Raw genomic sequence first — 25,624 nt, forward strand, 5'->3', positions numbered from 1 at the left:
GACAAATAACATATAAAACGAGCAGTATATGCTCATTGAATAGATTTTAAATGAAAGTATATTTATGGGGCTGCATAGTGATGCTCTCTGGCATGCAGCTAAAAGCACAGCATCAGGATCACGTTTTATGGTACCGTGAACCGGCTAAAGTTTGGGAGGACGCCCTTCCTGTAGGCAATGGACGTTTGGGTGCGATGGTTTATGGGGATTGGAATAAGGAAAATATCCAGATCAATGAAGAAAGCCTGTGGGGTGGTTCCAAGATGGATGCCAATGCCGCTGCTGCGGGCAAAATTCCCGAAATTCAACGTTTACTTGTCGCCGGAGAGATCGAAAAAGCCGCTGCGCTGTCTGAAAAGGAGCTCAAGAGCAGTCCCCTGCGTATACGATCCTATCAATCATTCGGGAATTTTCGCATTGATTTTGGAACGGAAGGCTTTTGGCGGGAACAGGTCACGAACTACCGTCGCGATCTTGATTTACAGACCGGGGTTGCAACAACGAGCTATTGTATCAATGGCGTAAAGTACACCAGAGAAGTATTTGCCTCAGCGCCCGATAATATGATTGTGATTCGTCTATCGGCAGACAAGCCTGGAAAGCTGACCTTCCGGTTTTCCTATTCACGTGAACAGGATGCGGTTGCTACACCTTTATCTGACCATGAGCTGAAAATTCAGGGGCAGGTGGTGGATCTGCCAATGGAAGATGGTGGTGAGGTAGGCGCACATATGAAATTTGCAGGACTAGTCCAGGGGAGTCACAAAGGCGGAAGCATGATAACCAATGCAAATTCTTTTTTTGTCAAGGATGCGGATGAGGTCCTTTTTTACTTTACGGCAGCCACAGATTATGATGTGTCAAAATTGGACTTTGATCATCGTATTGATCCTTTGGCCCGTTGTCGAGCATTATTGGATCAGGCTCAAAAGCAGCATTATGAACAGATTCTTTCCAGACATATTGCCGATCATCGTCAATTTTTTGACCGTGTGGTCTTTAATATTGGACAACCTTCGGATTTGCCAACGGACCAACGACTAAAAAAAATAAAAGAGGGCGGTCAGGATCTTTCTTTGATCAGTCTTTATTTTCAGTATGGACGCTATTTGTTGATGGGGTCTTCGCGTAGCCCAGGTGTTCTCCCGGCCAATTTACAAGGTATATGGAATAAAGACATGAATGCAGCTTGGAGTTCCGATTTTCATACGAATATCAACATCCAAATGAACTATTGGCCGGCCGAAGTATGTAACCTCTCAGAGACTGTTGTCCCATTCTCAAATCTGATAACAGCTTTGCGTGAACCGGGACGGGTAACAGCCCGTAAAACCTACAACTCCTCAGGCTGGACGATGAACCACCTAACGGACCCATTTGGGCGTACAGCAATTGCAGATGGTGTCGGCTGGGGAACATTTCCTATTGCCGCAGCATGGCTGGTGCTTCATCAATGGGATCACTATTTATTTACCAACGATAAGAACTACCTAAAACAGGAGGCTTATCCCTCCATGAGAGAAGCTGCTGAATTTATTTTGGGTTATCTCGTGGAAGATCATAAGGGTTACCTTGTTACAGCGCCATCCAATTCTCCCGAGAATAGGTATCGCATGGCCGATGGAAAAGAATTTCAATTGACCTACGGTGCTACCATGGATATCGAGATTATTCGTGAGTTATTTGAGGCCTGCCTAACTGCAGGGACAATGGTTGGAGAGGAAACGGATTTTACTAAAAAACTGAAACATGTGTTAGCTAAATTGCCCCCAATCCGAATCAGCCCACGATATCAGACAATCCAGGAGTGGATTGAAGATTACGAAGAGGTCGAACCAGGGCACCGTCATATGTCCCATCTTTTTGGACTTTATCCGGGGAAGTCGATTACTTCAGATAAGAAGGAGCTGTTTGAAGCCGCGCGAAAAACGATTGCCCGTCGTCGGTTTTATAATGAAAACGAAAGTAACCGCAATGGCTCCTACACAGGATGGAGCAGGGCTTGGATGATTAACTTTTATGCGCGACTGCTCGACGGCGAAGAAGCAGGTAAAAATGTACAGGCATTGCTCGCCAAGACAACATTAAACAACCTATTCAATACACATCCACCTTTTCAGATTGACGGAAACTTTGGCGGTACTGCCGGAATTGCCGAGATGCTCATCCAAAGCCATAATAAAGAGGTTCATATATTGCCTGCATTGCCGTCATTTTGGTCCGATGGTGAAATTAAAGGTTTGCGTGCCCGTCAGGGATTAACTGTTGATCTGAAATGGAGTAAGGGGACATTAACCTCCGTCACATTAGCGGCTGATCAAGATGTCGCAATTACACTTCGCTATAAGGATCAGATAAAAAAAGTAAAAATAAGCCGTAACAAGCCCTTAGTATTAAATCAATTATGAATATGTTTAAATTAACTTGTAGTAGAAAGAAAACGCTCTTATTGGTGTTGCGTTTGACTTTCTGCTCGATTATTTTTTATGCTTCGATGGCATTTGGACAAAATGGTGACCAGATGCGTCCGACCAAAAAATTTGCCCAGCCAGAGCGGATCCGTTACGATGGATCCTGTATGACCATTGAGGGAAAAGACGTTTATATCTATAGTGCGGCTTTCCATTACTTTCGTTGTCCCGAAGAATTGTGGCGTGATCGTTTTAAAAAAATAAAGGAAGCAGGTTTCAATACGGTAGAAACGTATGTACCTTGGAATTGGCATGAACGCCATATTCCAAGAGATATGCAGGATCAATCCAAATTTGATTTTTCCGACCTCAAAAGGTGGCTAAAAATGGCGCAGGAAGAGTTTGGTCTTTATACTATTGTTCGTCCCGGTCCTTTTATTTGCGCTGAATTTTCTGGCGGTGGTTACCCAAGATGGCTAGCCAAATACCGCCCCGATAATCTGGAAGGTTTTTGGTTGCGAGGCAACGACGAACAGCATATTGCCTGGTCCCAGCATTGGTTTAATGCTGTATGCAAAGAGTTGGTGCCTGAACAGATCACGCGTAAGGAAAAGGGTAAAAAAGGGATTATCATGATCCAGATTGAAAATGAATACGATGCGCATTGGAGTCCCGGAAAAGATAAAGTGCTGAAGGCCCTTAATGAATCGGTGCATAAAAGTGGGATGGATATTCCGGTCTTCACCTGTCTGACCAATGAAACCAGGGGAAGCAAAGATCCCGAATTATCTCAGGTCTTTGATTGTGATAATTACTATGTAAGCGGTCCATCGGATGCGCCAAGCTGCGCTTATCGGATGATGGATCTGCGCAAAAAGCAACCTGACGCTCCGGGGTTTGTGACCGAGTTACAAGGTGGATGGTTTTCGCTGGTCACGGGGAGATTAAGTGAAGAGCATTATTCCGACGACCGACATTTCAAGGCTATCGGTTTAATGACTATGTTAGGTGGCGGAACAGGCATCAATTACTATATGTTTTTTGGCGGTACACATTTTGATGGCTGGGGAGCACGGGGCATGACCACAAGTTATGACTATAACGCTGCCATCCATGAAAATGGCGCCATTGGACCGAAATACCTTGCTGCTAAAGAAATCGGTGCGTTCATTCAACAGTTTGAATCCAAACTGGTCCGCACGGAAGGAGGACCTTGTGAACTGCAAGGCGCTCCAAAATCACTATTTGGCGGAGTGAGAGTAGCCAGCGATGGTACAAAGTTTATATTTCTGCATAATACGGATCCGAAACAAGCAATCAAGGGAAAAGTGACCCTATTGCCAAACAGTGTCAATCTTGTGAAAGATCCGATCTATAATATCAATCAAAATGGAGAAAAAGTACTGATTAAAACTGATGATCAGCTGGTCAATCAGGTTCAGCACATGGAGAAAATTGAAGTAGATTATGATCTTGCAGGTTTGGAATCAAAAATATTGGTTGTTGCAAAGGGGCAATCGGCGAATAAGGGTGATTGGTGGCCAAAGAAGGCTGATGCCATTGAACGACCTTCCAAAGTGCCGACAGGAATCCGTGTCAGTACAGCCCGTAAGGCTGAGGACGCTATAGGGCAGGCCGATTGGAACACGGTGCCACAGTTGGTCAGTCTTTCTGATATGGACAACAACGATTTTAGATACAGTAGCTATCGCAGCCATGTGGTCCTGACGCCAAAACAAGCTGAACGCGAACATTATTTACTGTTCAATATGTATACACGGGATATTGTATCGGTACTTGTTAATGGAAAGCCCGCTAAGCGGCTTTTTCCGGACCGTGCGGATGCGCAAAGCTGGACAACACGCAATGCCTTTGAGCGTATTCGCGCGGACGAATACGACAACCGTTTTGATGTTGCCGGCCTATTGAAAGCTGGAGAAAATGAGATTGTTGTAGCTTATGAAAACCTTGGTCACGCACATGGTTATGTACCGATGGAAGAGCTGGCAGGTATTCATCAAGCGGGACTTTCGCTCAGTGAAACAGCACTTACGCATCCCTTGGAATGGGAGTTTTCGACGGATCTTGCCGGCATACAGCAAGGCTGGAATTTACCCGATTTTGATGATACAAGCTGGACGACAGTGTCTCTGGATGCAAAGAATGAAATTCCACGCAAAGGTAATCAAGTACAGCCCAAAGGTAAACAGGACGGACTTGTTACCTGGTACCGTGTTGAATTTAATCTGGACAAACTCCCGAAAGACCTATGGGTACCCTGGATGGCTAAGGTCAATGCTTCGGGCAACGGCTATATGTGGCTCAATGGGCACAATATCGGACGTCATTGGGAGGCAGGACCTCAACGTGAATTTTTTCTTCCAGAATGTTGGCTGAACTTTGGTTCGAAGAAAAATGTACTCACTTTTGGGCTGAGACAGACGGAAAACGGAGCACTTTTACACGCATTGGAGATCGTACCTTATCCTAATACTGCTGAGGTAAGAAAAAATAAATAATCAACACTTGTAAAGAATGAATAAGCTTTTAAAAAAATTAGCTGTCGCGCTTTTTCTGTTGCTGGGACTTTTTTTTCAGAGTTTCGGGAAAAAGCCTGCAAGCCGTATCGAATATCAACTGAACACGAATTGGGCATTCTATCGCGGCGACCTCAAAGGTGGAGAGGGAATTGGTCTGGATGACTCCAAATGGATCCCCGCCGTGTTGCCGCATGTCATGCAGCTTGAAAAGAAACATAATGGTGGAGATGCTATTTACGATGGGATAGGCTGGTATCGGCGCTATTTCAAACTATCAGATCAGTATCGTGGCAAGAAGATCTTTGTGCAGTTTGAAGGGGTGATGAACAGCTGTGAGGTGTTTGTCAATGGTAAAAGCGTTGGTAAGCACCGTGGTGGATATGTTGGCTTTACATTGGATATCACGGATCAGCTTCATTTTGATCATACAAGCAATGTGATTGCAGTTCGGGTGTCAGCTGAGTACGATCCATTGACACCTCCGGGTAAGCCGCAGGATAGACTTGACTTCTATTATTATAGCGGAATCTATCGGGATGCCAAATTGATTGTTTCCGATCCCTTGCGCATTACCGATGAACTGGAGCCTGATGCGACTCAAAATTCGGGTGTTTTTGTGCATTATCCGAAGGTGGATAAGAGCAGCGCTACTGTTGCTGTAAATACTGAGCTAAAAAATGATGATAAAGTGGCCAAGAAGGGGTATCTCTTGACCGTACTGAAAGATACCAAAGGAAAGGTTGTGGGCCAGCAGCAGCTACCATTTGAGCTGAAACCGCAAGAACGTCGGCGGATAGACCAACAGATAGAAGTCAAAAATCCTCAATTGTGGCATCCCTATCGTCCGATCTGCTATAACTTGGAAAATCGGGTGTACCTAGCCGATGGAGTCGAAGTGGATCGCCGTACCGAGCAAATAGGTATCCGCCAGATTCGGTATACCAAAGATGGCGGGTTCTTTATTAATGGCGAACATCTTTATATGGTTGGGGCCAATCGGCATCAAGCTTATCCTTATGTCGGTGATGCAGCATCTAATTCTGTCCAGGAACGGGAAGTGATCGATATGAAACGCGGTGGATATAATGCCGTTCGGGCAGCACATTATCCACACGACCCTGCATTTTTGGAAGCTTGCGACCGTCATGGGCTCTTGGTTGTCGAATGTGTACCGGGATGGCAATATTTTAATAAGGCTCCCGAATTTGCAGATCGTTTGGAAGCCATCACGCGTAGTATGATCCGCCGTGACCGAAATCGACCTTCTGTTGTTCTTTGGGAGACCGCATTAAATGAAACCAGTTACCCCCTGTCGGTGGTGAAGCGCATTGCGGAAGCTGCACATGCTGAATACCCTGGTGATCAGTTTTATACTGCCGGTGATTATTTTAGTCACGAAGAAACAGAACCTTATTATGATGTTTTCTACAAACAGGTTTCCAAATACCCCAAAGATGGCAATGTGATGAGTAATTATCTGGAGGACCAAATCGCAGTCAAACCCTTATTGACAAGGGAATGGGGTGATGGTGTAGGGGAAAAGCCAAGGGTGAGTATGACTGAAAATGAATATGAACAAATGCGGCAGGGGCGTAGCCGATTACATCAACTGAATGGAAATGGCTATTTCGATTGGTGTATGTTGGATGCCAACCCACGTATGGGTGGGCACTTTATGTGGAGTTATAACGATTATACACGTGGTGCCGAGGAAGAGACGATGTATTCCGGTGTGGTTGATGTAAACCGATATCCTAAGTTTGCTTATTACATGATGCAAAGTATGCGTCCTTATCAGCTGGCTCAAAAGGGGATTTTCAAAGGCCCCATGGTATTTATAGCCTCCTATAATTCGCCAGAAAAACTGAAAACATCAAGTACGGAGATTACGGTGTACTCAAATTGTGAAGCTGTCGAACTCTATCGGAATGGAAAACTTATCGGACGGCAAACCCGTGATGAACGGGCCAAGGCCTACCCGTACATCGTGGAAAAAGGCGGAAGTCCAAGTTTTGTTTTCGATGCAGGTGGCTATGAAGCCGGAGAATTGAAGGCATTAGCCTATGTAAAAGGAAAAGTGGTGGCGCAACATGCGGTGCAAACAGCCGGTGCCGCGCATCATATTGAAGTCCTGCTACCGGAATATGGCATTCAGCCAGTTGCGGATGGGTCAGATATGATTCCGGTATATTTTAAAATCTGTGACAAACAGGGGAATCTGCTGCATGATGCACAGACAGCGATCCGTATTCAGGTGACAGGTGAAGGACACTTAATCGGGGATGGTTCGGCGCGTATCGCAGTGAACCCACAGGTGGTAGAAGGCGGTATTGGATTTGCTTTTGTGCGTACCAGCAAAAAAAGTGGGACAATTCATATCAGCGCATCAGCTGCAGGCTTGGAAAGTGGAAGTAAAGCTATCAGATCGATCCGGCCTGTATCCAACGAAATCCCTGATGGTGATCACGCGGTCTTTTGCGGAAATGAAGAAGATCATGCGGTTATTAAACCCACGAAATGGGATAAAGAACTGTTGGCCCGACCAAAAGTAAAATTCAAAAAGTTAACAGCAACGTCAGCACATCCTGATTTTCCGGTCACTCAGGTGACCGACGGCGACGACTATTCGTGGTGGATTGCGGATCAGGATAAATTCCCTCAGGTTGTCACCTTTGAATTGGATCAAGCAACCAAGGTGGTCGGTACTCGTGTACGTTTGCAAAAAGATAGCTCGAAATATCGCTATAAAGTTGAAGGGTCGTTAGATGGAACGACATGGGAAGAGTTGTATGAAAAAGAATGTACGGGCTGGGATTTTAAACCGGTCAAATTGGATAAGGTGCTGAAATTTATACGGGTCAGTATTTTGGAGGTCTCCGAAGGACGGGCAGGATTGGCTGAAGTGACCCTATTTCAATAATTTATAACAAGGAATTAAAAATAAATATGAATACGATTATAACGAAGCGCTATGTTAAGTCATCCACAAAGTTGGGGCTTGCTTTGGCTTTGACACTGTCACTCTTTGGACAAGCGTCGGCACAGCAGGTTTGGAGTCCTGACAATGGCAATGGTACATTCACCAATCCGTTGTTTTGGGGCGATTGGCCCGATCCTGATGTGATTCGTGTAGGGGATGATTTTTATATGATCTCGACAAGTATGCACTATGTGCCAGGAGCTCCAATAGTGAAGTCGAAGGATTTGGTCAACTGGGAAATGGTAGGCTATGCTTTGGATCACTATACCGAAGATCCGCGCTACAATATGGAAGGCGGTACATTGTATTTGAATGGTTCATGGGCGGCAACATTGAAGTATCATAATGGGAAATTTTATGCTGGATTCTGTACGCCATATGGTTGGGGACGTGAAAAAGGAAATTTTTCCATCTGCGAAGCGGACAAGCCTGAGGGACCTTGGAAGCGGACAATTTTCCCCGAGTACCTGTATGACCCGGGTTTGTTCTTTGATGACAATGGTAAAGTCTATGTCGTACATGGTCAAGGTACATTATATTTAACAGAGTTGAATGCGGATGTTAAATCGGTCAAGAGTGATAAAGTCAAAATTTGGCAGGGCAGCTTCAAGAATGCGAACGAACTCGGCGGACATTTTGGAATGGAAGGAGCGCATATGTACAAGATTAACGGCAAGTACTATATCACTTGTCCGGCAGGTGGAACACAGGGCTGGCAGATCTGCTTGCGCTCAGACAATATTTATGGGCCCTATGAGCATAAATTGATTCTCAATGATAACAGTTCTTATCCTGACAACGGTCTACATCAGGGTGGTATGGTACAGCTGAAAAATGGGGACTGGTGGTTTATTATTATGCAGGATCGTGGAGCCATAGGTCGGGTCCCTCATCTTTTACCTGTAAAATGGGAGGATGGATGGCCTATGCTGGGAACCGGTAACAAGGACGTGATTACCTACAAAAAGCCCAATGTCGGAAAGACTTATCCAATAAAAACTCCGGCTACGACTGATGAGTTTAATGGGACAAAGTTAGGATTGCAATGGCAATGGAATCATAACCCTGACAATAGCAAATGGTCGCTTCAAGAACGTAAGGGATATATGCGCTTACATGCCTCTCGTGCGGATTCTTTAAAGACTGCCCGTAATACCTTAACACAGCGGGTGCAGGGACCAAGTTCAGAAGGTACTGTAGAAATCGATGTGAAAGGATTGAAAAATGGCAACGTGGCTGGCTTTGGCATCTTTGAATTCCCATATGCTTTTGTGGCTGTGGAGCAGGTCAATGGCAAACGGAAAATTATCATGAGCAATGATGACAAGATTATTGAAAGCAAAGAAAATTTCGTTGGTGATAAACTATGGGTGCGGGCACGCGTCACTGACAGGGGGGGCATTGCGAAATTTTATTATAGTACTGATGGTGATAATTTTTATGTCATTGGAAATGATTTAACGATGCAACTAGGCTTACCTTGGACAGCAAACCGTTTTGCATTATTCAATTATAGCAAAACATCGGAAGGGGTACACGGTTTTGCTGACTTTAATTGGTTTAGGTTTACCAATAAGTAGGGCCAAGCCTACTGTGTAGTAAATGCTAATTCTAAGAGAGTCTAGTATCATTTGACGATACTAGGCTTTCTTTAAGAAAGTGTCTGATGTTATTGGCCAAAGAGAATCTTCAGTTCGCTATCATAGTTGCTGAAGTCTGCGAAATCGTGAAGGTTTTGTCTTTTGTAAACTACATAATTATCCTGATACAGTTTTGTTAATGACAATGACTTTGAGTAAGTTTAAGGAAAGAGCCACAATAAATAAATTATGTCGATCGTTGACAAGCAAACTTTAACGGATTTAAATGTTACCAACAATAGGTATAAGGATATGGTCGATTTCTTCGATTGTACAGTTACACTAGGTGGGCGGGATATGTTGTATAGTTATTTTCTTGAACCTCTTTCCTCTAAATGGGAAATAGAATGCAGACAGCATTTAATTCTTTTTATGCAAGAAGTTGAGATTTCGGATCTACTGGATAAGTATATGATGCAGGATCTTGAGCAATATTTGTCTCTGCCGCGAGAACCCTATTCACCTTCTCGGGCTACTTATTATCTGGAAATGGTGTCAACGAATTTTTTGTCTTTGGATTTTAAAAAACGCGAGATACTTGTTAAGCGATCTATTCACGAAATAGCAAAGATCGCGCATGGTCTTGCTATTTTTTTAGCATCTGCAAAATCAGATGGTCATAGTTTAGCTATTCTCAAAGAATATCGTAAGCACGTAGATTGTGTTTTGGAAGATATCGATCGGGATGAGTTTAAGCAGTTGCTGAGTAACAAATTTTCTAAGGAGCTGATGATCAAATACGATTATCTTTTTAGAAATATAAGACGAAATGCGATACGTGAGATTTTTGGTGTTTTGTATCATTTGGACGCCTTATTCAGTGTTGCGAAAAGTATCAAAGGAAAGAATCTTGTTTTTCCTCAAATTGAGGAAAAGACAGGGGGAGAGGATATAATCACCATACGTGGAGCTTATAATTTATTTATTGAAGATGCCATTAAAAATGATGTCGAAATAAAAAAAGAAAACAACCTTTGGTATCTGACCGGAGCAAATATGACGGGCAAATCTACCTTGTTGAAGACAATTGGAAGCTGCGTTTATCTGGCACATCTTGGTTTTCCGGTTCCAGCGGATGCGATGAAGACGGTACTTTTTGATGGAATATCGGCGACCATAAATTTAGGTGATAATATAAATGCAGGTGCAAGTCACTTTTTTAACGAAGTATTACGGGTTAAACATTTGGCGGAATTATTGGCATCCGGTAAACAAATGTTTGTTCTCATGGATGAACTATTCAAGGGGACAAACCATAGTGATGCCAGTGAAGCAACCCTGGAGTTAGTCAACTGTTTGAAAGGATACAAGAACAGTGTATTCTTATTGTCCTCACATATTACAGAAATTTGTCCTATACTGTATAAAGATGGTATTGCGCTGAAATATTTGGGGGTTCAGTTGGATGAACGGAAGGGGATTGTCTTTACATACCGACTTTTGGATGGTGTTGCCGAAGAAAAGTTAGGTATGTGGTTATTACGTAAGGAACGGGTATTTGAGATACTTCGGAAAGTCAATTTGGAGACAGGACAAAATTGAATCCTTTGGATCGTATTTGGATTGTGTTCGTATCAGTTTAGTAAGTAGAGTTATTTACTTTAGATATTGATCAATCCCAAAACAGATTTTTTCTATTTTTAGATTGATCAATATTTTTGTAGGAATCAGGCTCTATTCCTGATCCGGAGCTGGTTCTAATTGTTCGGAACGGAACACTACGTAGTTACTTTATATTAGTATTCCACATGGTAGTCTTTTTTGAATGCTTGTCCTGACCAGGCTTTCTTTGCTGTCCAATCTGCAGGAGGATTGGCCCAAAAAGGATCGTCTGTAGGTAAGCCTAAAGGGAGAAAACCTAATGTTGCCATATACAAACTTCCTGTAGAAGTGTAGCTATCAGCAATGTCCGGTTGCGATCCACAGAAGCCCAGGACAAGCCATCCATCGCTATCAAAATTATTTTGTTGATCGTACATATGGTGCATTACGGCCGAGACCGCACATCTTACTTGTGCTGGATCTATGTATTCGGGTAACTTGTGCATAAGTGCAACTTGACCTAAAGCTTGGAATGCTGCAGTACGATAGGTAATGGATCTTCCGAAGGGCGGGTAGCTGCCGTCAGGTGCGATGAATCGTTCCGAAAATTCTGCGTACCTGACCATGCGTTTCACCGCAAGATTATAATCGTCTTGGGTTACTTTTTTGGACCGTGTTAATATTTGAAAAAAATCAACAAGCATCGGGTGGATAACGTAAGAATTATAATAATCCATACTAAAACTAGGACCATCGCTATACCAACCATCGCCTTGGTACCATTCCAGGATTTTTCTTTTCGCAAACTCCACACGCACAGGGTCTGCCTGTTCGCCGATTGTGGAAAGGAATGCTTCATTGATACCTGCAAATAATAGCCAATTGTTGTATGCTCCAGTGCGTGTCCGTAATGCCTTGAATTCCTCTCGGATACGTTGTTTCGTTACTTCATCTAAAGGTTCCCAAAGTGCTTTTGGTGCGCGCAGGAAAGCTTGTGCCATATAGGCTGCATCTACGATGGGTTGGCTTTCTGCTCTAAAATTAAGGTAATCTGGGTTCTGTGGATCTACCGCATTACGAATTCCAATCAATAAAGCATCACGTAGTTTTTTACGTAATTTCGACTCCTCGCTATTGTCATCAGGCAGTGCCAACCAAGGTGCGACCCCGGCCATTGTACGGCCAACAGCTTCCAGATAGGTGACTTTTTTATAAAAATCTGGTTTATTGCCAGGCGGCACTTCCACAGGCATGTTCTGTTTAAGTGTTCCGTTGGCTAAATTAAGAATCACCGGTGAAGCCATCTTATAGAGCAGATTGGACCAATACTGACGGTCCTGTAAACCCGAAGGGAGCTGTTCCTTGATTTTGGTTTTCTTTTGGGCATTGGCATTTGTCATGAGGACAATTGCCAAGAAGCAGAGACTTGTTAATTTTTTAAGGGTTATCATCTTTTTGGTTTTAATGCAAAATAACGTTTATCATAGGCACGTGCAATAGCACACTTAATACCTGTTTTATTGGTTTTTAAATTTAGCGAGCATTTCTAACGTTTTTACCCTAGTTATAAAAATAAATATATTTTATACAGTATCGAGTAGCGGGTTATGTGTTTAATGCGATACCTATATTGATCAATTTTTCTAATATTTACTAGGGTGAAGTATGTGTAATTCGACTTATAGCGGGGGGCTCTACTATAAACTCTCTTTTTCAATATATTTAACGCTAATTTATGTTTAGATCAGTTTTAATAACCTTATTTATGTCGTGTGCTATAATTGTGCAAGGGCAAAAATTAAAATTGGAAAGCCCGAATAAGGTTCTTTTGGGCGAGCTCCACCTTGCTTCGGGTAACAATACGATACATTTATCATCAGCTTCCCAAACGTTGACGGACATCAAGATCTTAGATTTTGACTGGACCGAAACTATAGTCCAAGGTAACTGGCAGCTGATAAAGAGCGACAGGAAGACAGTGCGTCAGACATGGAAGCCTCTTTTTGGTGAACGTAAAAACATCAAAGACGACTATAATGAACTTGAGTTACAATTACAGTCCAGCGGAAATCATAAAAAAATGCGTCTCTATGTGAGGCTTTACGATGAAGGAATAGCGTTAAAATATGGATTTGACAATAATGACTTTTCTGGATTAACCATAAAATCCGAATCTACGGCTTTCCATTTTAGTAGCGATGCTACAACCTGGGTCGCGGGAGCGGCACAAAGTGCCTATACAAGAACGACATTGAGCCAGCTAAAGGGTGAGTTTGAAAGACCTTTGGTGGTTAATCCCGCGCCGCAATTATTTATGGCGATTGGGGAGGCTGCGTTGGTTGATTTTGCACGCATGAAGTTTACTTATAAGGCTGACGCGAAAAGTTATATCGTTCAATCTGCATTGTCTGGACCTGTAGACCTTGATAAAGCAGCCTATGAAAGTCCGTGGCGCTACGTGATGGTTGGAAAGACAGCGGGAGAATTGGTCGAGAATAACTATTTCGTCCTCAATTTAAATAAGCCGAATGAGATAACGGATAGCTCCTGGATAAAGCCAGGTAAAGTATTACGGGAAGTGACATTAACGACAGCTGGTGGAATTGCTGCAGTGGACTTCGCAGTGCGCAACCGGATTGACTATGTTGAGTTTGATGCGGGATGGTATGGCCCAGAAGAATCTAAGGCGTCAGATGCTTCTCGTGTAGATGTCGATCCCGCACGTTCTAAAGGTCCATTGGATTTACAATCGATAATTGATTATGCGCGTAAGAAAAATATAGGCATTTTACTTTATGTCAATAAAAAGGCCTTGGAAACACAATTGGATCAGATCCTGCCTATTTATCAGAAATGGGGTATTAAAGGACTTAAATTTGGTTTTGTTAACGTTGGCAGCCAGGAAGCGACAGCTTGGTTACATGAAGCGATCCGTAAGGCCGCCAAATATAAGTTAATGGTAGATGTACACGATGAATACCGGCCTACTGGATATTCACGGACTTTTCCCAATCTCATTACCCAAGAAGGTATCCGTGGTGACGAAGAATCACCGAGCACCGAGCAAAGTCTAATTACGATGTTTACACGCTCTATTGCGGGCGCTGGTGATTATACCAACTGTTACCATGCTGTTCGCGTAATGACCAAAATGGGGGGAAAGGCTGCTCAAATGGCTAAAGCGGTGATGTTGTACAGCCCATGGCAGTTTATCTATTGGTACGATCGCCCGGCAGATGCGCCACATAAGGCGGGGGGAGCAGGAGGAGAACACGAAACGTTGATCGATGAATCCGAAAACGCAGTAGCGTTCTATCGTAGCCTTCCCGTCACATGGGATGAAACTAAAGTACTAAAATCGGCTATTGGTGAATGCGGTATTATCGCACGTCGCTCGGGTAATCGCTGGTACGTTGCGATGCTTGGAGCAAAGGTAAAACAGGATATCAAAATTGATCTTTCCTTTCTTGGAACACCTAATCGTTTCAAAGCGCAGTTGTGGAGCCAAGATGAGCAGGGATTGGCTAAAAATATAGTCGAAAGAACGGAATTTACATTAAAAAACAATTCGTTCAATCTGACACTTGAACCTAATGCGGGTGCAGTATTGATCCTGGATAAAATAAAGTAAAAGCTTACAACCTTAACAATTCAAAACAGCTGTGGACTTCTTTGTGCGCAGCTATTTTTGTTTCACCACTCCAATTTTAACGCTAACATCGTAGTTGGGACCCTATAACAATTAGAACGACAAAAATGAAACATCTGCAAATAAAACACTGATAATGGTCAAATTTGACCTAGTTGTATAGCCGGCATATTTGAAACTTTACATAAATAAATGGGATTTGATATTTCCTATGGCCTTAGTTATGTAATGAAGCAGATAGCACAACATTTTGATCAATTATTTAAAGAATATCACCAGCAGTCTTTTCTATTCGCAAAGTCTTTTGTCCATATTGATGCGGTAGCGGAAGATATCACTGCCGATGCGTTATTGGCAACTTGGGAACGGATGCAAGCGGAGACGCTCTTGTCTCCCAAGTGCTTTCTTTTACGGGTTATAAAAAATAAGGCGCTGGATTACCTGAAACACCAGCGGATTCATCGACAATTGATAGAACCCCTGGATAACTGGGATGAGTGGGAATTGCAGCTTCGCATAGACAGTTTAAACGAAATCAATGAAGAGCGGGTTTTCCTCCAGGAAATTAAGACAATAACGCAACAAACACTCGATGCAATGCCCTTAAAGACGAGGGCCGTGTTCGAACTGAGTCGACAGCAATATATCAGTGGTAAAGATATCGCCCAGCAACTGGGGATTTCGCTTAAAGGTGTGGAGTATCATATCACAAAAGCACTCAAGGTATTGACCATTAATCTTAAAGATTATATGGTTGCTTCTTAGTAATTTAGATGCTATAAATTTTGACTGAAATAAAATGCACAATCCGGGAATAGATAAAATAATATTGGGCACTGCAGGCTTGGGCGGTGTTTGGGGAGCCGTAGAACCCGAGGAGTCCATTCAAGCTATACATGAGGCTTTATCCTATGGAATTTGTGCATTAGATACGGCCGCAGCTTACGGCGACGCGGAATACTTTGTGGGACAGGCTTTATTGCAATGGAAAGGTCCAAAACCTGCTATTAGTACAAAAGTAGGACGATTAAAAAGCTATGTGGCAACCGAAGCGCGGTATGATTATTCCACTGCTGTTATGCAGCGAAGTGTGGAGGACAGTTTAAAGACATTGGGGGTGGCGCAAGTAGATGTGCTGTTTCTGCACGAACCTGCTGTCTTGACGGCCGATAGTGCGGATCGAGTAGTCTCGGATATGCAGTGTTTTAAGGAGCAGGGGATGGCCAAAAAGATTGGAATAGGAGGGAACCCTCCAAGCTGGTTTATGCCATACCTGATCGAAGGACAATTCGATGTACTCATGGAATACAATACATTAAACGCATGTAACATAGATGCACTTCATAGCTCCATCCCAATCTGTGAGCAGAAGGGAATGGAATACTATGCCGCGAGCCCGCTAAATATGGGGCTATTGGGACGTAAATTTCAAGATTTTTCCCTGCTAGTGCCCGAGTGGTTGGATGTGCTGAGGGTTGAACAGGCAAAAAGGATACAGACTATTGCTGAACGATATAACCTATCGCTGGATGAATTGGCTTTACGATTTTTATTGAATATTAATGCCTCCTTTAAAATGGTAATAGGAGCTGCCAATCGGCGTGAACTGCATCGTTCCCTCAATGCAATCAACCAAGGCATATTGCCAAAAGATATTTATAACGAAATCCTCCAAACGTTTAATAATAATAGATGAATAGTATAGATCTGGAAACCTTTAATATCCAAAAAGTCAGTATTCGAGTTTTGGAACCTGTAGCCAACATAACTCCTTTCCAGGACGCAACAATGGGGCCTTTTCCGAGCTTTGGTCTATCGATCATCCGTATTGAAGATACCGAGGGTTTTGTCGGTGAAGCACCCGTGTATAATAGTTACACCAATATTTTGGAGACCTGCCTATTTCCGATATTATTTCATTGCGAAGGCATGTCTTATCAGGAATTTTTTCCTAAGCTGTATTGGTCCATTCGAAATGAAGGCTTCAAGGGGGCGGCATCGGCGCTACTAGGGCAGGTCGATATGGCCTTACACGATTTGGCGGCTAAACGAAGTGGACTGCCTTTGTACCGTTATATTGGCGGAAATCGCAACACCGTGAAGATTTATGGAAGTGGTGGTGGCACCAATTATACGCTGCAAGAATTGGAAAAGGAAGTCGCACTCTTTTTGAATGCTGGAGTGGACTGCTATAAGATGAAGATCGGAAAAGATTTTGGAACAAATATAGCTACCGATATTGAACGTGTGAAACATGTACGCAAACTGGCGGGAAAAGATATGCAGATCGCTGTGGATGTCAATCAGATCTGGTCTTGCGAACAAGTGTTTAGATTTCTGGATGCCATTGGTGAAAAAGAATTAGTCTGGCTCGAGGAACCGATACATTCTGCGGCATATGATCAGATTGAAGAGCTTTGTAAGCGGACAACCGTTCCAGTTGCTTATGGTGAATCCGAGCGCACATCCAAGATATTTCCCATGTTGGCCAACTGTGGGGTAAAACATTTACAGCCTGTTCCGACACAATTCGGGGGAATAAAGGAATGGATGGAAGTACGAGATTTATGTACCAGTCGCAATTTGCAGCTTTCTTCTGGTGGTTATTCTTTATATTCGAGCTTTTTAATGACTACGGCCAGTGAAAGTGGGATGATCGAGTACCTATATTCCTTGATGTATGGTTTAGAAAAGTATTTCTTGATTAAACCATCATTGGAAAAAGGACATTTTCATTTACCTGAATCAGAAGGATTACCTGTTCGGATCAATTGGGAGTATTGTTTGAAAGAAAATAAAATAATAAGGGAACAGGTCTGGATGAAAGCAGATGTTCCTGGATATAATCCGCTGGTTAGTATGTAATACAGAAAAAACAAACCTGATCATGAACTTAACATTTAATTACATTGACTATTTGGTTTTAATAGCATACGCGTTGGTTCTTTTGTATGTGGGGTTTCGTTTTTCTAGGAGAGAGAAAAATCAGCAGGACATATTTCTTGGTGGGCGTTCTCTGAAATGGTGGCAGATTGGTTTTTCCATTTTTGGTGCCAATGCTGGACCCACGATGTTGATCGGATTTGCAAGTATTGGTTTTTCTCATGGGATAGTCGCCAGCAACTTCGAATTGTTGGCTTGGATCTTTTTGATGCTGTTGGCTATGGTGTTCTTGCCTTATTATCTGAAAGCCAAGATTAGTACAATTCCCCAGTTTCTATTGATTCGCTTCGGTAAAAGATCATACAATTTCCTGATCGTGTATAGCCTTATTTCCATTTTGGTTGTTTGGCTGGGGAGTGCCTTGTATGCCGGAGGATTGCTTATATCAGGGATATTTGGTTGTCAGTTGTTTACAGCGATCTTAATAATCGGTGCCATCGCAACCAGTTTTACGGCAATTGGAGGATTGAAGGCTGTGGTTCGTACCGGGGTTTTCCAGTCTGTAATCATTATCATATCGTCGATTATACTGACCTTCTTGGGCTTTCAAAAGATCGGCCAGCTCGAAACGTTGATCAGTCAGACACCAGCGTCGTACTGGAAGTTATTTTTGCCGGCTTCCAATCCCGAATATTCGTGGGTAGGTATTGTTTTGGGATACCCTGTAGTGGCAATATATTATTGGTGTGCCGATCAGACGATCGTACAGAAGGTGCTGGCAGCGAAAGATTTAAAAGAAGGACAATATGGTGCCTTATTTATTGGGGCACTTAAGATTATTATGCCGATTATATTTATTCTGCCCGGCATCATGTGCTTTGTATTGTTCAAAGATACCGCACCGGACAATGCCTATATTACCATGATCAAACAATTGATGCCTCATGGTCTACTGGGATTAAGTATTGCGGCATTGATTGCGTCGCTCGTAGATACCGTATCATCGAGTTTAAACTCATTCTGTACGGTGTTTACATTGGATGTTGTCCAGCAGTTTAAAGTACTGGATAGTAATCAGCAAAGACGTATGGGAAAATGGGTGACTGTCTTAGTCGCATTGGCAGGTATTGCGATCGCGATGCTGTTTTCTTATTCCGGAAAAGGATTTTTTGATCTCACACAGGGTTTAGTTTCGATTCTTGCTCCACCATTGGCGGTGGTCTTTCTGTGGGGAGTCATCTGGCGCGGAATCAATAGTACGGCCGCAGAGGTTGTGCTATATGGTGGCGGTTTGATCTGTTTGATACTGGGTATTTGCCATGTAATGAATTATCCTTATCAAGGGTACTGGCCTCATTTTTTAATGCTTTCTTTTTATATTTTTGTAGCTTTGAGCGTGGTCATTGTCGCCGTGTCTTTCTCGACCAAATCCAAGGAGCATTCGGAAATACCGACCCTGTTTGACCGAACGCCTAATCGCGAGTCTGGTCAATCTCGATCAGTTTGGCTGACCTGGATAGGATTGGCGATCGTTATGATCATGATCTATATTTATTTTAATTGACGTCATCCATCAATAATTTCATCAGTCAATGATTAGGCATAGCGATGGGATGATTCAATAGCATATAGCTCATTTAATGAAAAATTAAACGAAAATAAAGATGAAATTGCTTGTTCGCCTGCTAATACTATGTAGTTCGGTGCTATTTGTGATGTGTAAAGGGGAGAAAGCACCGTCCCATTTACCAGATTATGAAGAGCATGTATTTGTGGTCAATATTGTAGACAATCCAAAAAAACTAAAGGAATACCTGGCCTATCACGATCGGGTATGGCCTGAGGTTGAGGCCGGGTTTAAAAAAGCAGGTTATCAGCAGATTGCATTGTATCGGTTTGATAAATTAATTGTTATGACGGTTAGGGTTCCGATAGGAGCCGATCTCAATAAAATGGGTAAAGAAGCTGAGGCTTACAGTCCAAAATGTGCAGAATGGAATGTACGTATGAATGCCTACCAACAAGGTGTGCGCGGAACGGAAGCAGGACAAAAATGGGCCGAAACGAAGCTTTTTTACGAGTTTAAACACAACTAGCCTCGGGTGTCCGATACTGCTTTAGAAAGTCACGGGGAGAACTGCCTTTTACGTCTTTAAAATGCTTGTTGAAATTGGAAATGTTATTGTAACCGCTTTTGAAACAGGTTTCTGTGATATTGTATTTTCCTTCCAACAATAATTTGGCTGCATGACCAATACGTATTTCCTTGATAAAATCCACCAAGGTTCTATTGGTTTGCATTTTGAAGAATCGGCAAAAGGCAGATGAAGACATGGGTACAATTGAAGCGACATCCTGTAGTGTAATATCCTCTCTAAAATGTTTGAATATGTAGTCGAAAACCCGGTTGATCCGATTAGCATCATTTGAATTTTCAATAATATTGAACGATGGTGAAGATAAAGTCCTATATGAACTGGATAAGGCCAATTTATCCAAAAGTTGTAACATCAATACAGCGCGAGACAACCCTGAAGTAGACAACATCTGGTTAAGGATTTCTTTCGCCTCTATAACAATGGGACCAGAAAATAAGACACCTTTTGCAGCATTGATAAACAATTGATTGAGCAGGATCGCTTCAGGCTTGGTTAGCAGATCTTTCCCTAGAAAATCAGGATAAAAGTGGACGATGGAGGCTTTAGCTGGTTTATCTCTATCAATGGTATTGTAATATTGCCAGCAATGCGGTAGGTAACTACCCAATAAAACCAATTCGTCACCTTCAAAATCTTCAATATGGTCTCCTATAAACCGTTTTCCCATGCAGTTTTCCAATAAAGCAATCTCAAAGTTAAGATGCGACTTTAAAGAAGTGTATTTTTTGATCTCCAGTTCTTCACTACGGACCGTAAATGATTGATCTGGTGGGAAAGTAAAGTTTTCATAAATATGCTGCATCATAGTATTAGGATAATGATGGTGAAAATTAATGTATAATAGCAACCGGTTGCATTGCTCAGTTAAAGATAAGAAAAAAAATATGAAAGTGTAAAATTTGAAAATCTTGCTTGTAAAATATTGAATGCAAAAAAACATCACAATAGGGCAAATTATTGGTGGTTATCCCTATTTATTATATTGAAATTTATTCCTGCCATCAATTATGACGAATAGAGATGCATAATAATCAAGTTTACCTTTGTAAATGTGGGAACCGTTAGAAAGCAGAATGAAAGGAAATTCAAAAATCGAACAGAATTCGGTGTAAGGTGGAACTTTGATCCTTTAAAATAATAAGTTGGTTTATTCATAGTGTAATTTAGTGTTAAAGTGGTGAAAGTTGGGCCGTGTATACGGTCCAACTCTTCGGTAAGATTGAAAGAAAAGTAAAAATAATAGACGAATGAAAAAGATAGTAGGAAGTTTTCTACTCTGTGCATTAGCGCTAAATAGTTTTTCGCAAGACTGGCTCCCCCAAAAGCGGGATAAAAATGTGCTGTTCAGATTGCTGGATTGCCAATATGAAGGAGCAAAATTGGTACATAGTTCGACAATAAGAGGGCGTTCGGATAATTGGGATGTCAAGCAGGAGGTTTTGCAGAAAAAGGGAGCGAATGAGGTGACCTACCTATTTACCTTTAAGGCGAAAAGAGCGATGAAGGATGCTGGGGTAGCAGTCGCTTTTGATGCTTATAATTGGTCGAGTGACAATTTTGTGATGATTCCTGCGGTTGTTTATAATGGCAATCGTCAACGCATCGTTAACCGGGAATATGCAACGGGTTTGGACAAAACGGATTATTATCGAAAAGATTTAGCGCTTACCTCCAATCCGATTCCACAGCTTTCACCCGAATTTGGGGCCAATTCCCAGCTGGAAGTTAATATCAGCAATACCAGTACACCCTTGATGGCTTACTTGGACAGAAAGCAACAGCAGGGTGTTTTCCTGTTTACCGATCAGGGAATAACCTGGAAAAATGAGGTAAAAGATCATGCACTCATTATCGAAGAAAGTAGAGATCGGAGCTTGGCCAGTTTTGTCGTCAGTGCTCCTGGTGTACGGTCTCGGAAACCTGAATTTATTGGCTTTAGTGAAAGTCCTGATCGTGGGATAAGTGTAGCTCCAGGTGATGAATTACAGATCCGTGTGACAAGAATTGTGTTTCCAGCAATGGATGTTCCGCAACTCTATGCACACTTTATGCAAGAACGCAAACTTCATGTCAAAGAAACTGCGCCCCGCAATCTGATGCCCATGAGTGAGGTTTTTACACGTATGGCAAAAAATATTGACGAACGTTATTATACAAAAGACAATATTGGGTTTTACTGTCCCGAAAATGCCGATTGGATGTCCTATGGCTGGGTTGGCGGATTGATCAATACGTATCCTATGCTTGCTATGGCGGATAAAGTGCATTTTGACAGGGTAAGTCATACCTTCAATTTTGCTTTACCGCGAGGCCGTGGAGCAAGTAGCTATTATTACGATGTGCTTGGCGCAGACGGTCAGGTCATTTATCGTGATGGAGCAAAGCTAAATCCAGGGATCGGTTTGACCCGTAAAAATGCCGATGTACTATACTGGATGGTTAAGCAGTTTATGCTCTTGAAAAAGCAGGGTAAGTCTGCTCTGATCGATAGTACATGGGAAAATAAAGTCAAACAACTTGCGGATGCCTTCGTGAAAACCTGGCAGGAAGAGGGAACGTGGGGGAATTACCTAGCGATTGAATCGGGTAAAATTGCTGCTTATAACACGACAGGTGGGGCCATGGCCGTTGCAGGGCTGACTTTGGCAGCTTCTTATTTTCATCATGATCATTACCTTGCTGTGGCAAAAGAGGCCGCCAAAAAGTATTATGACGAGTTTGCGCTAGTAGGTTTTACTTCAGGTGCCTGTGGTGATATTTTGCAAAATGCAGACTCAGAGACCGCAATAGCGTTAACGACTTCGCTGATGACTCTTTTTGAACAAACTGGCGATCGCAAATATCTCGAGCAAGCAAAAAACGTAGCTAATTATACAGCTTCATGGACAGTGTCTTTTCCTTATCAGCTGCCCGAAAATACAGCCTTAGCAAAATTGGGGGCTAATCTAACGGGGGCGGTTTGGGCGAGTACACAAAATAAACATGGTGCACCCGGGTTCTGTACGCAGTCGGGTGATGTTTTATTTAAACTCTTTCGGGAAACCGGTACAAGCTTGTATGCTGATCTGATTCGCGATGTGATCCACGCACATGCCGAAGGCATTCAACCCAATGGTAAGATCACTGAGCGTCTGACCTATTGCGATGCTGATAGCCGAGGCTCACGCGGGGATGGAGGTAAAACCGGCTGGAATGAAACAAATGGAGCGCTGATGGCCTTGGAAATACCGGGCGTTTATGTCCGCAAGGACAAAGCAACAGCCTATGCTTTTGATCATATTCTAGTTAAAACTGTCAAGAAAACCAGTCAGGGACTCGCTGTAACACTTCATAATCCAACCGCTTACGATGCAAATGTGAGCATACTGGCGGAAGATGCCGCTGAAGCAGCTCGACCTTTAGGTGAGAATGCCTTTTGGGACTGGAATAAAAAGGTCAATATTAAAGCAGGCGATACAGTCGTAGTTGCGTTATAGTGCGGATGCAAAAGGTATACTATGTTAAAATCTAAAACAAATGAAATTTTTAAAAACTAGCTTGTTATTTCTTGGGTTGACAGCTTTGTCAACAATGGGGTATAGCCAAACAACATTAAAAACCAATTATTTTAAGATCGTTATTGACCAAAAAGGTTATATCACGAGCATGCAGAATATTACAAAGAAATCGAACCGGGAATTTAGCCCGGCAGATAAACCTTCTCCTTTGATGGTTCTGTATAATGCGAAGAAAAGGGTATACAGCTATCCAGAACAAGCAAATTATTCCGCTACGGATAAAATCATGACCTTGCGCTATCCCAACGGTTCTACAGCACGCATCAGTATCTTGCCGCAGGCAAAGTACTTTAAGATGAAGCTCCTTTCACTGACAAATTCGAAGGAAATTGAAGCCATACAGTGGGGTTCGTATCATACAAACATCACGAATTTATTGGGTGAGATCATTGGTGTGAGCCGTGATACAAGTAAAGCTGTCAATTATGCAATAGGCATGCTGGCGTTAAACGACAATACGTTGGGCGGTACCGCAGATATTCAAGGTGACGCGGCTCCTTTCCAATATATTATCCACTCACCAGATGCGTCACGTTTTCCCTTACCAAATGATCTGCATGAAGGACAGGTTTTCACATTGGGGGGCAACGGTATCAGCGATGTCGCTTTTTATGCGCACAAAGAACCCTACTACAGGATTATGTATGGGAATGCAGCTGAGGTCGATAAAAATGGACGAATTTCAATTACTTATCAATCTCGGGATCGCAGAAGCCCGCGGGAAGTTTATTATTCGTTAATTCCCAATATGCCTTCTAATAAACCCAACCATCTGCAGGTTCAACCCTTACCTGGAGTTGACTACATCGGCTCTTCCATTGCATTTTGGGGTAGCCCAGATAGTACGGCCTTGCTAGATGTGGTACAGGATATTGTCCTGAAAGAAGGTTTACCACATCCAACCGTTAATGGAAAATGGATTAAAGATCCAGCGGCTTTTGTACCGGATGTGCTGACAGAAGGAAATCTATACGACAATATGATCGCTTATGCAAACCGACTTGGATTCAAGGCAATCAGTTTATACGATCAAGGATTTTTAAGGCCTGATCGCGGTAATGCGGGTTATATTGACGGTAAAAACTTCGAACGTAAACCCCTGAAGTTCTCCGATGGGAAAGCGCTTTCTCATAAGGAATATGCGGCGTTGGCAGCCAAGCACAATTTGGTTATTGGTCGTACACCGATCACAAATGCCTTGGCTCCGGGTACAAAAGATGCGAGTCCCGTTCCGAGTGACAGTATTTGGTATCAGCAAAAACGTTTGCTAGCTAAGGCAATCAATTCAACGGATACACTAATTTATGTTGATGACCCGACGCATTTGGAGGAAATCGGCAGCTGGGAAGGGCACGTCAAGAGTTTAAATATAATTAAAATTGGTAAGGAACTGATTCATTATCTCGGGGTGAGTGATACGAAGCCGTATCGTCTGCTGAATGTAAAACGTGGTTACTGGGATAGCAAGGCGGCAGCTCATCAGGCTTTAGATACACTCTATAAATTGCAGGTAACCATCAACTACGGTTATGATGGCTTAATTCCGAATATGCAGTTGCAGGATGAAATTGCGGCTTACTATGCCGATGTCTGTGCCATAAATGGTTTGGGATATTACGATTTTGATGGACAGGAATTCTTGTTTAACAATGGGCATGGCTATTATTCGGCAAAACGTTTTTTCCGTAAAATGTTTGATCGGGCGAAACAGCATGGGCTAGCTGACATTCGTTTTACAGGTGCAACTTTGTCTGAAGGCTCATGGCATTACCAAAGTATATGGAATGTAGGTGGCGGTAAAAATCTATATGATGCCGAGACACGGGAGTGGGGTAGCGCAACAAGTCAGGGGAAAGATTTAAGAGATGTCTGTCAGGCCAATTTCTTCCCCGTAGGAATGGGCGGAAATTTTCCGATTACTGAAAAGTCCACTGTAGAAGAGTACGAACATATCCAGGCAATGTCCGTAGGTACCGGATCGACCTATAGCCTAAAGCTGAATCAAAAACAGGTAGAGAGCTGTCCACAGAAAGACGCTATTTTCAAGGTGATTCGTACCTGGGAAAATGCCCGTGCAGCGAGTGCTTTCCCAAGCTGGGTGAAAAAACAATTGGTTGATCCTACACAAAGCTTCAGACTGGAGGAATTGGATAAAGATCGCTGGAATTTGTATCGTTTAAATAAAGATGGCTCGGATAAGAAACTCTTAACAACATTGAGAAGAGCTAAAGGATATTAAGCTTAAATAGCACTAAACTGAATA

The 25,624-nt window shown here is 42.7% G+C and carries 15 protein-coding genes; 13 read left to right on the forward strand and 2 right to left on the reverse strand.

Annotated elements, in window-relative coordinates; translation table 11 throughout:
- Positions 1-50: 50 nt before the first annotated feature.
- The 5 genes from B3600_RS15905 to B3600_RS15925 all read left to right on the forward strand — a co-directional run bounded on the left by B3600_RS15905 (position 51) and on the right by B3600_RS15925 (position 11,113).
- Positions 51-2,408 carry a glycoside hydrolase family 95 protein gene (locus B3600_RS15905; RefSeq protein WP_286753650.1) on the forward strand — a complete coding sequence of 786 codons (2,358 nt, stop codon included), beginning with the start codon at positions 51-53 and terminating at the stop codon, positions 2,406-2,408.
- 2 nt (positions 2,409-2,410) lie between these two features.
- Complete coding sequence (locus tag B3600_RS15910; protein WP_286753651.1) at positions 2,411-4,930, forward strand: beta-galactosidase; 2,520 nt, start codon at positions 2,411-2,413, stop codon at positions 4,928-4,930.
- Between the two features lie 16 nt (positions 4,931-4,946).
- A complete protein-coding gene (locus B3600_RS15915) occupies positions 4,947-7,871 on the forward strand; it encodes a glycoside hydrolase family 2 TIM barrel-domain containing protein (protein ID WP_286753652.1) in 2,925 nt (974 codons plus the stop codon).
- Between the two features lie 26 nt (positions 7,872-7,897).
- A complete protein-coding gene (locus tag B3600_RS15920; protein ID WP_286753653.1) occupies positions 7,898-9,511 on the forward strand; it encodes a glycoside hydrolase 43 family protein in 1,614 nt (537 codons plus the stop codon).
- A 249-nt stretch (positions 9,512-9,760) separates the two neighbouring features.
- Positions 9,761-11,113 (forward strand): MutS-related protein, encoded by a 1,353-nt coding sequence (locus B3600_RS15925; protein WP_286753654.1) that lies wholly within the window; start codon positions 9,761-9,763, stop codon positions 11,111-11,113.
- A 194-nt stretch (positions 11,114-11,307) separates the two neighbouring features.
- On the opposite strand, the gene B3600_RS15930 is transcribed toward B3600_RS15925, so the two are convergent.
- Positions 11,308-12,564: a DUF2264 domain-containing protein gene (locus B3600_RS15930; protein WP_286753655.1), complete on the reverse strand. Its 1,257-nt coding sequence runs from the start codon at positions 12,562-12,564 to the stop codon at positions 11,308-11,310.
- 314 nt (positions 12,565-12,878) lie between these two features.
- On the opposite strand from B3600_RS15930, the gene B3600_RS15935 reads away from it, so the two are divergent.
- From B3600_RS15935 to B3600_RS15960, 6 genes are all read left to right on the forward strand, one after another.
- Positions 12,879-14,744: a glycoside hydrolase family 97 protein gene (locus tag B3600_RS15935; RefSeq protein WP_286753656.1), complete on the forward strand. Its 1,866-nt coding sequence runs from the start codon at positions 12,879-12,881 to the stop codon at positions 14,742-14,744.
- 210 nt (positions 14,745-14,954) lie between these two features.
- A complete protein-coding gene (locus tag B3600_RS15940) occupies positions 14,955-15,527 on the forward strand; it encodes an RNA polymerase sigma-70 factor (protein WP_286753657.1) in 573 nt (190 codons plus the stop codon).
- Positions 15,528-15,561: 34 nt separating this feature from the next.
- Positions 15,562-16,458 (forward strand): aldo/keto reductase, encoded by an 897-nt coding sequence (locus tag B3600_RS15945; protein ID WP_286753658.1) that lies wholly within the window; start codon positions 15,562-15,564, stop codon positions 16,456-16,458.
- Positions 16,455-17,627 (forward strand): enolase C-terminal domain-like protein, encoded by a 1,173-nt coding sequence (locus tag B3600_RS15950; RefSeq protein WP_286753659.1) that lies wholly within the window; start codon positions 16,455-16,457, stop codon positions 17,625-17,627. The genes B3600_RS15945 and B3600_RS15950 overlap by 4 nt, the downstream gene beginning before the upstream one ends.
- A gap of 22 nt (positions 17,628-17,649) precedes the next feature.
- Positions 17,650-19,209 carry a sodium:solute symporter family transporter gene (locus tag B3600_RS15955; protein WP_286753660.1) on the forward strand — a complete coding sequence of 520 codons (1,560 nt, stop codon included), beginning with the start codon at positions 17,650-17,652 and terminating at the stop codon, positions 19,207-19,209.
- 100 nt (positions 19,210-19,309) lie between these two features.
- The gene (locus B3600_RS15960; RefSeq protein WP_286753661.1) at positions 19,310-19,741 is read left to right on the forward strand and encodes an L-rhamnose mutarotase; all 432 of its coding nucleotides are present in this window, start codon (positions 19,310-19,312) and stop codon (positions 19,739-19,741) included.
- Here B3600_RS15960 and B3600_RS15965 read toward each other — a convergent pair.
- Positions 19,728-20,609, reverse strand: coding sequence for an AraC family transcriptional regulator (locus B3600_RS15965; RefSeq protein ID WP_286753662.1), 882 nt, complete (start codon positions 20,607-20,609; stop codon positions 19,728-19,730). The two genes, B3600_RS15960 and B3600_RS15965, sit on opposite strands and share 14 nt — an antisense overlap.
- Before the next feature lie 442 nt (positions 20,610-21,051).
- Between B3600_RS15965 and B3600_RS15970 the strand changes: the two genes are divergently transcribed.
- Both B3600_RS15970 and B3600_RS15975 read left to right on the forward strand, forming a co-directional pair.
- Positions 21,052-23,280 (forward strand): hypothetical protein, encoded by a 2,229-nt coding sequence (locus B3600_RS15970; protein ID WP_286753664.1) that lies wholly within the window; start codon positions 21,052-21,054, stop codon positions 23,278-23,280.
- A 40-nt stretch (positions 23,281-23,320) separates the two neighbouring features.
- Positions 23,321-25,600: a hypothetical protein gene (locus B3600_RS15975; RefSeq protein ID WP_286753665.1), complete on the forward strand. Its 2,280-nt coding sequence runs from the start codon at positions 23,321-23,323 to the stop codon at positions 25,598-25,600.
- The last annotated feature ends 24 nt before the right edge of the window (positions 25,601-25,624 follow it).

It is taken from the genome of Sphingobacterium sp. UBA2480, assembly GCF_002341965.1.
Classification (GTDB): Bacteria; Bacteroidota; Bacteroidia; order Sphingobacteriales; family Sphingobacteriaceae; genus Sphingobacterium; species Sphingobacterium multivorum.

Bases quoted from the DNA above. Each gene is read 5' to 3' on its own strand.
- B3600_RS15920 (WP_286753653.1), top strand. From the start codon at position 7,898: ATGAATACGATTATAACGAAGCGCTATGTTAAGTCATCCACAAAGTTG.
- B3600_RS15910 (WP_286753651.1), top strand. From the start codon at position 2,411: ATGTTTAAATTAACTTGTAGTAGAAAGAAAACGCTCTTATTGGTGTTG.
- B3600_RS15925 (WP_286753654.1), top strand. From the start codon at position 9,761: ATGTCGATCGTTGACAAGCAAACTTTAACGGATTTAAATGTTACCAAC.
- B3600_RS15905 (WP_286753650.1), top strand. From the start codon at position 51: ATGAAAGTATATTTATGGGGCTGCATAGTGATGCTCTCTGGCATGCAG.
- B3600_RS15965 (WP_286753662.1), bottom strand. From the start codon at position 20,609: ATGATGCAGCATATTTATGAAAACTTTACTTTCCCACCAGATCAATCA.
- B3600_RS15960 (WP_286753661.1), top strand. From the start codon at position 19,310: ATGAAATTGCTTGTTCGCCTGCTAATACTATGTAGTTCGGTGCTATTT.
- B3600_RS15945 (WP_286753658.1), top strand. From the start codon at position 15,562: ATGCACAATCCGGGAATAGATAAAATAATATTGGGCACTGCAGGCTTG.
- B3600_RS15955 (WP_286753660.1), top strand. From the start codon at position 17,650: ATGAACTTAACATTTAATTACATTGACTATTTGGTTTTAATAGCATAC.
- B3600_RS15935 (WP_286753656.1), top strand. From the start codon at position 12,879: ATGTCGTGTGCTATAATTGTGCAAGGGCAAAAATTAAAATTGGAAAGC.
- B3600_RS15975 (WP_286753665.1), top strand. From the start codon at position 23,321: ATGAAATTTTTAAAAACTAGCTTGTTATTTCTTGGGTTGACAGCTTTG.
- B3600_RS15970 (WP_286753664.1), top strand. From the start codon at position 21,052: ATGAAAAAGATAGTAGGAAGTTTTCTACTCTGTGCATTAGCGCTAAAT.
- B3600_RS15930 (WP_286753655.1), bottom strand. From the start codon at position 12,564: ATGATAACCCTTAAAAAATTAACAAGTCTCTGCTTCTTGGCAATTGTC.
- B3600_RS15950 (WP_286753659.1), top strand. From the start codon at position 16,455: ATGAATAGTATAGATCTGGAAACCTTTAATATCCAAAAAGTCAGTATT.
- B3600_RS15940 (WP_286753657.1), top strand. From the start codon at position 14,955: ATGGGATTTGATATTTCCTATGGCCTTAGTTATGTAATGAAGCAGATA.
- B3600_RS15915 (WP_286753652.1), top strand. From the start codon at position 4,947: ATGAATAAGCTTTTAAAAAAATTAGCTGTCGCGCTTTTTCTGTTGCTG.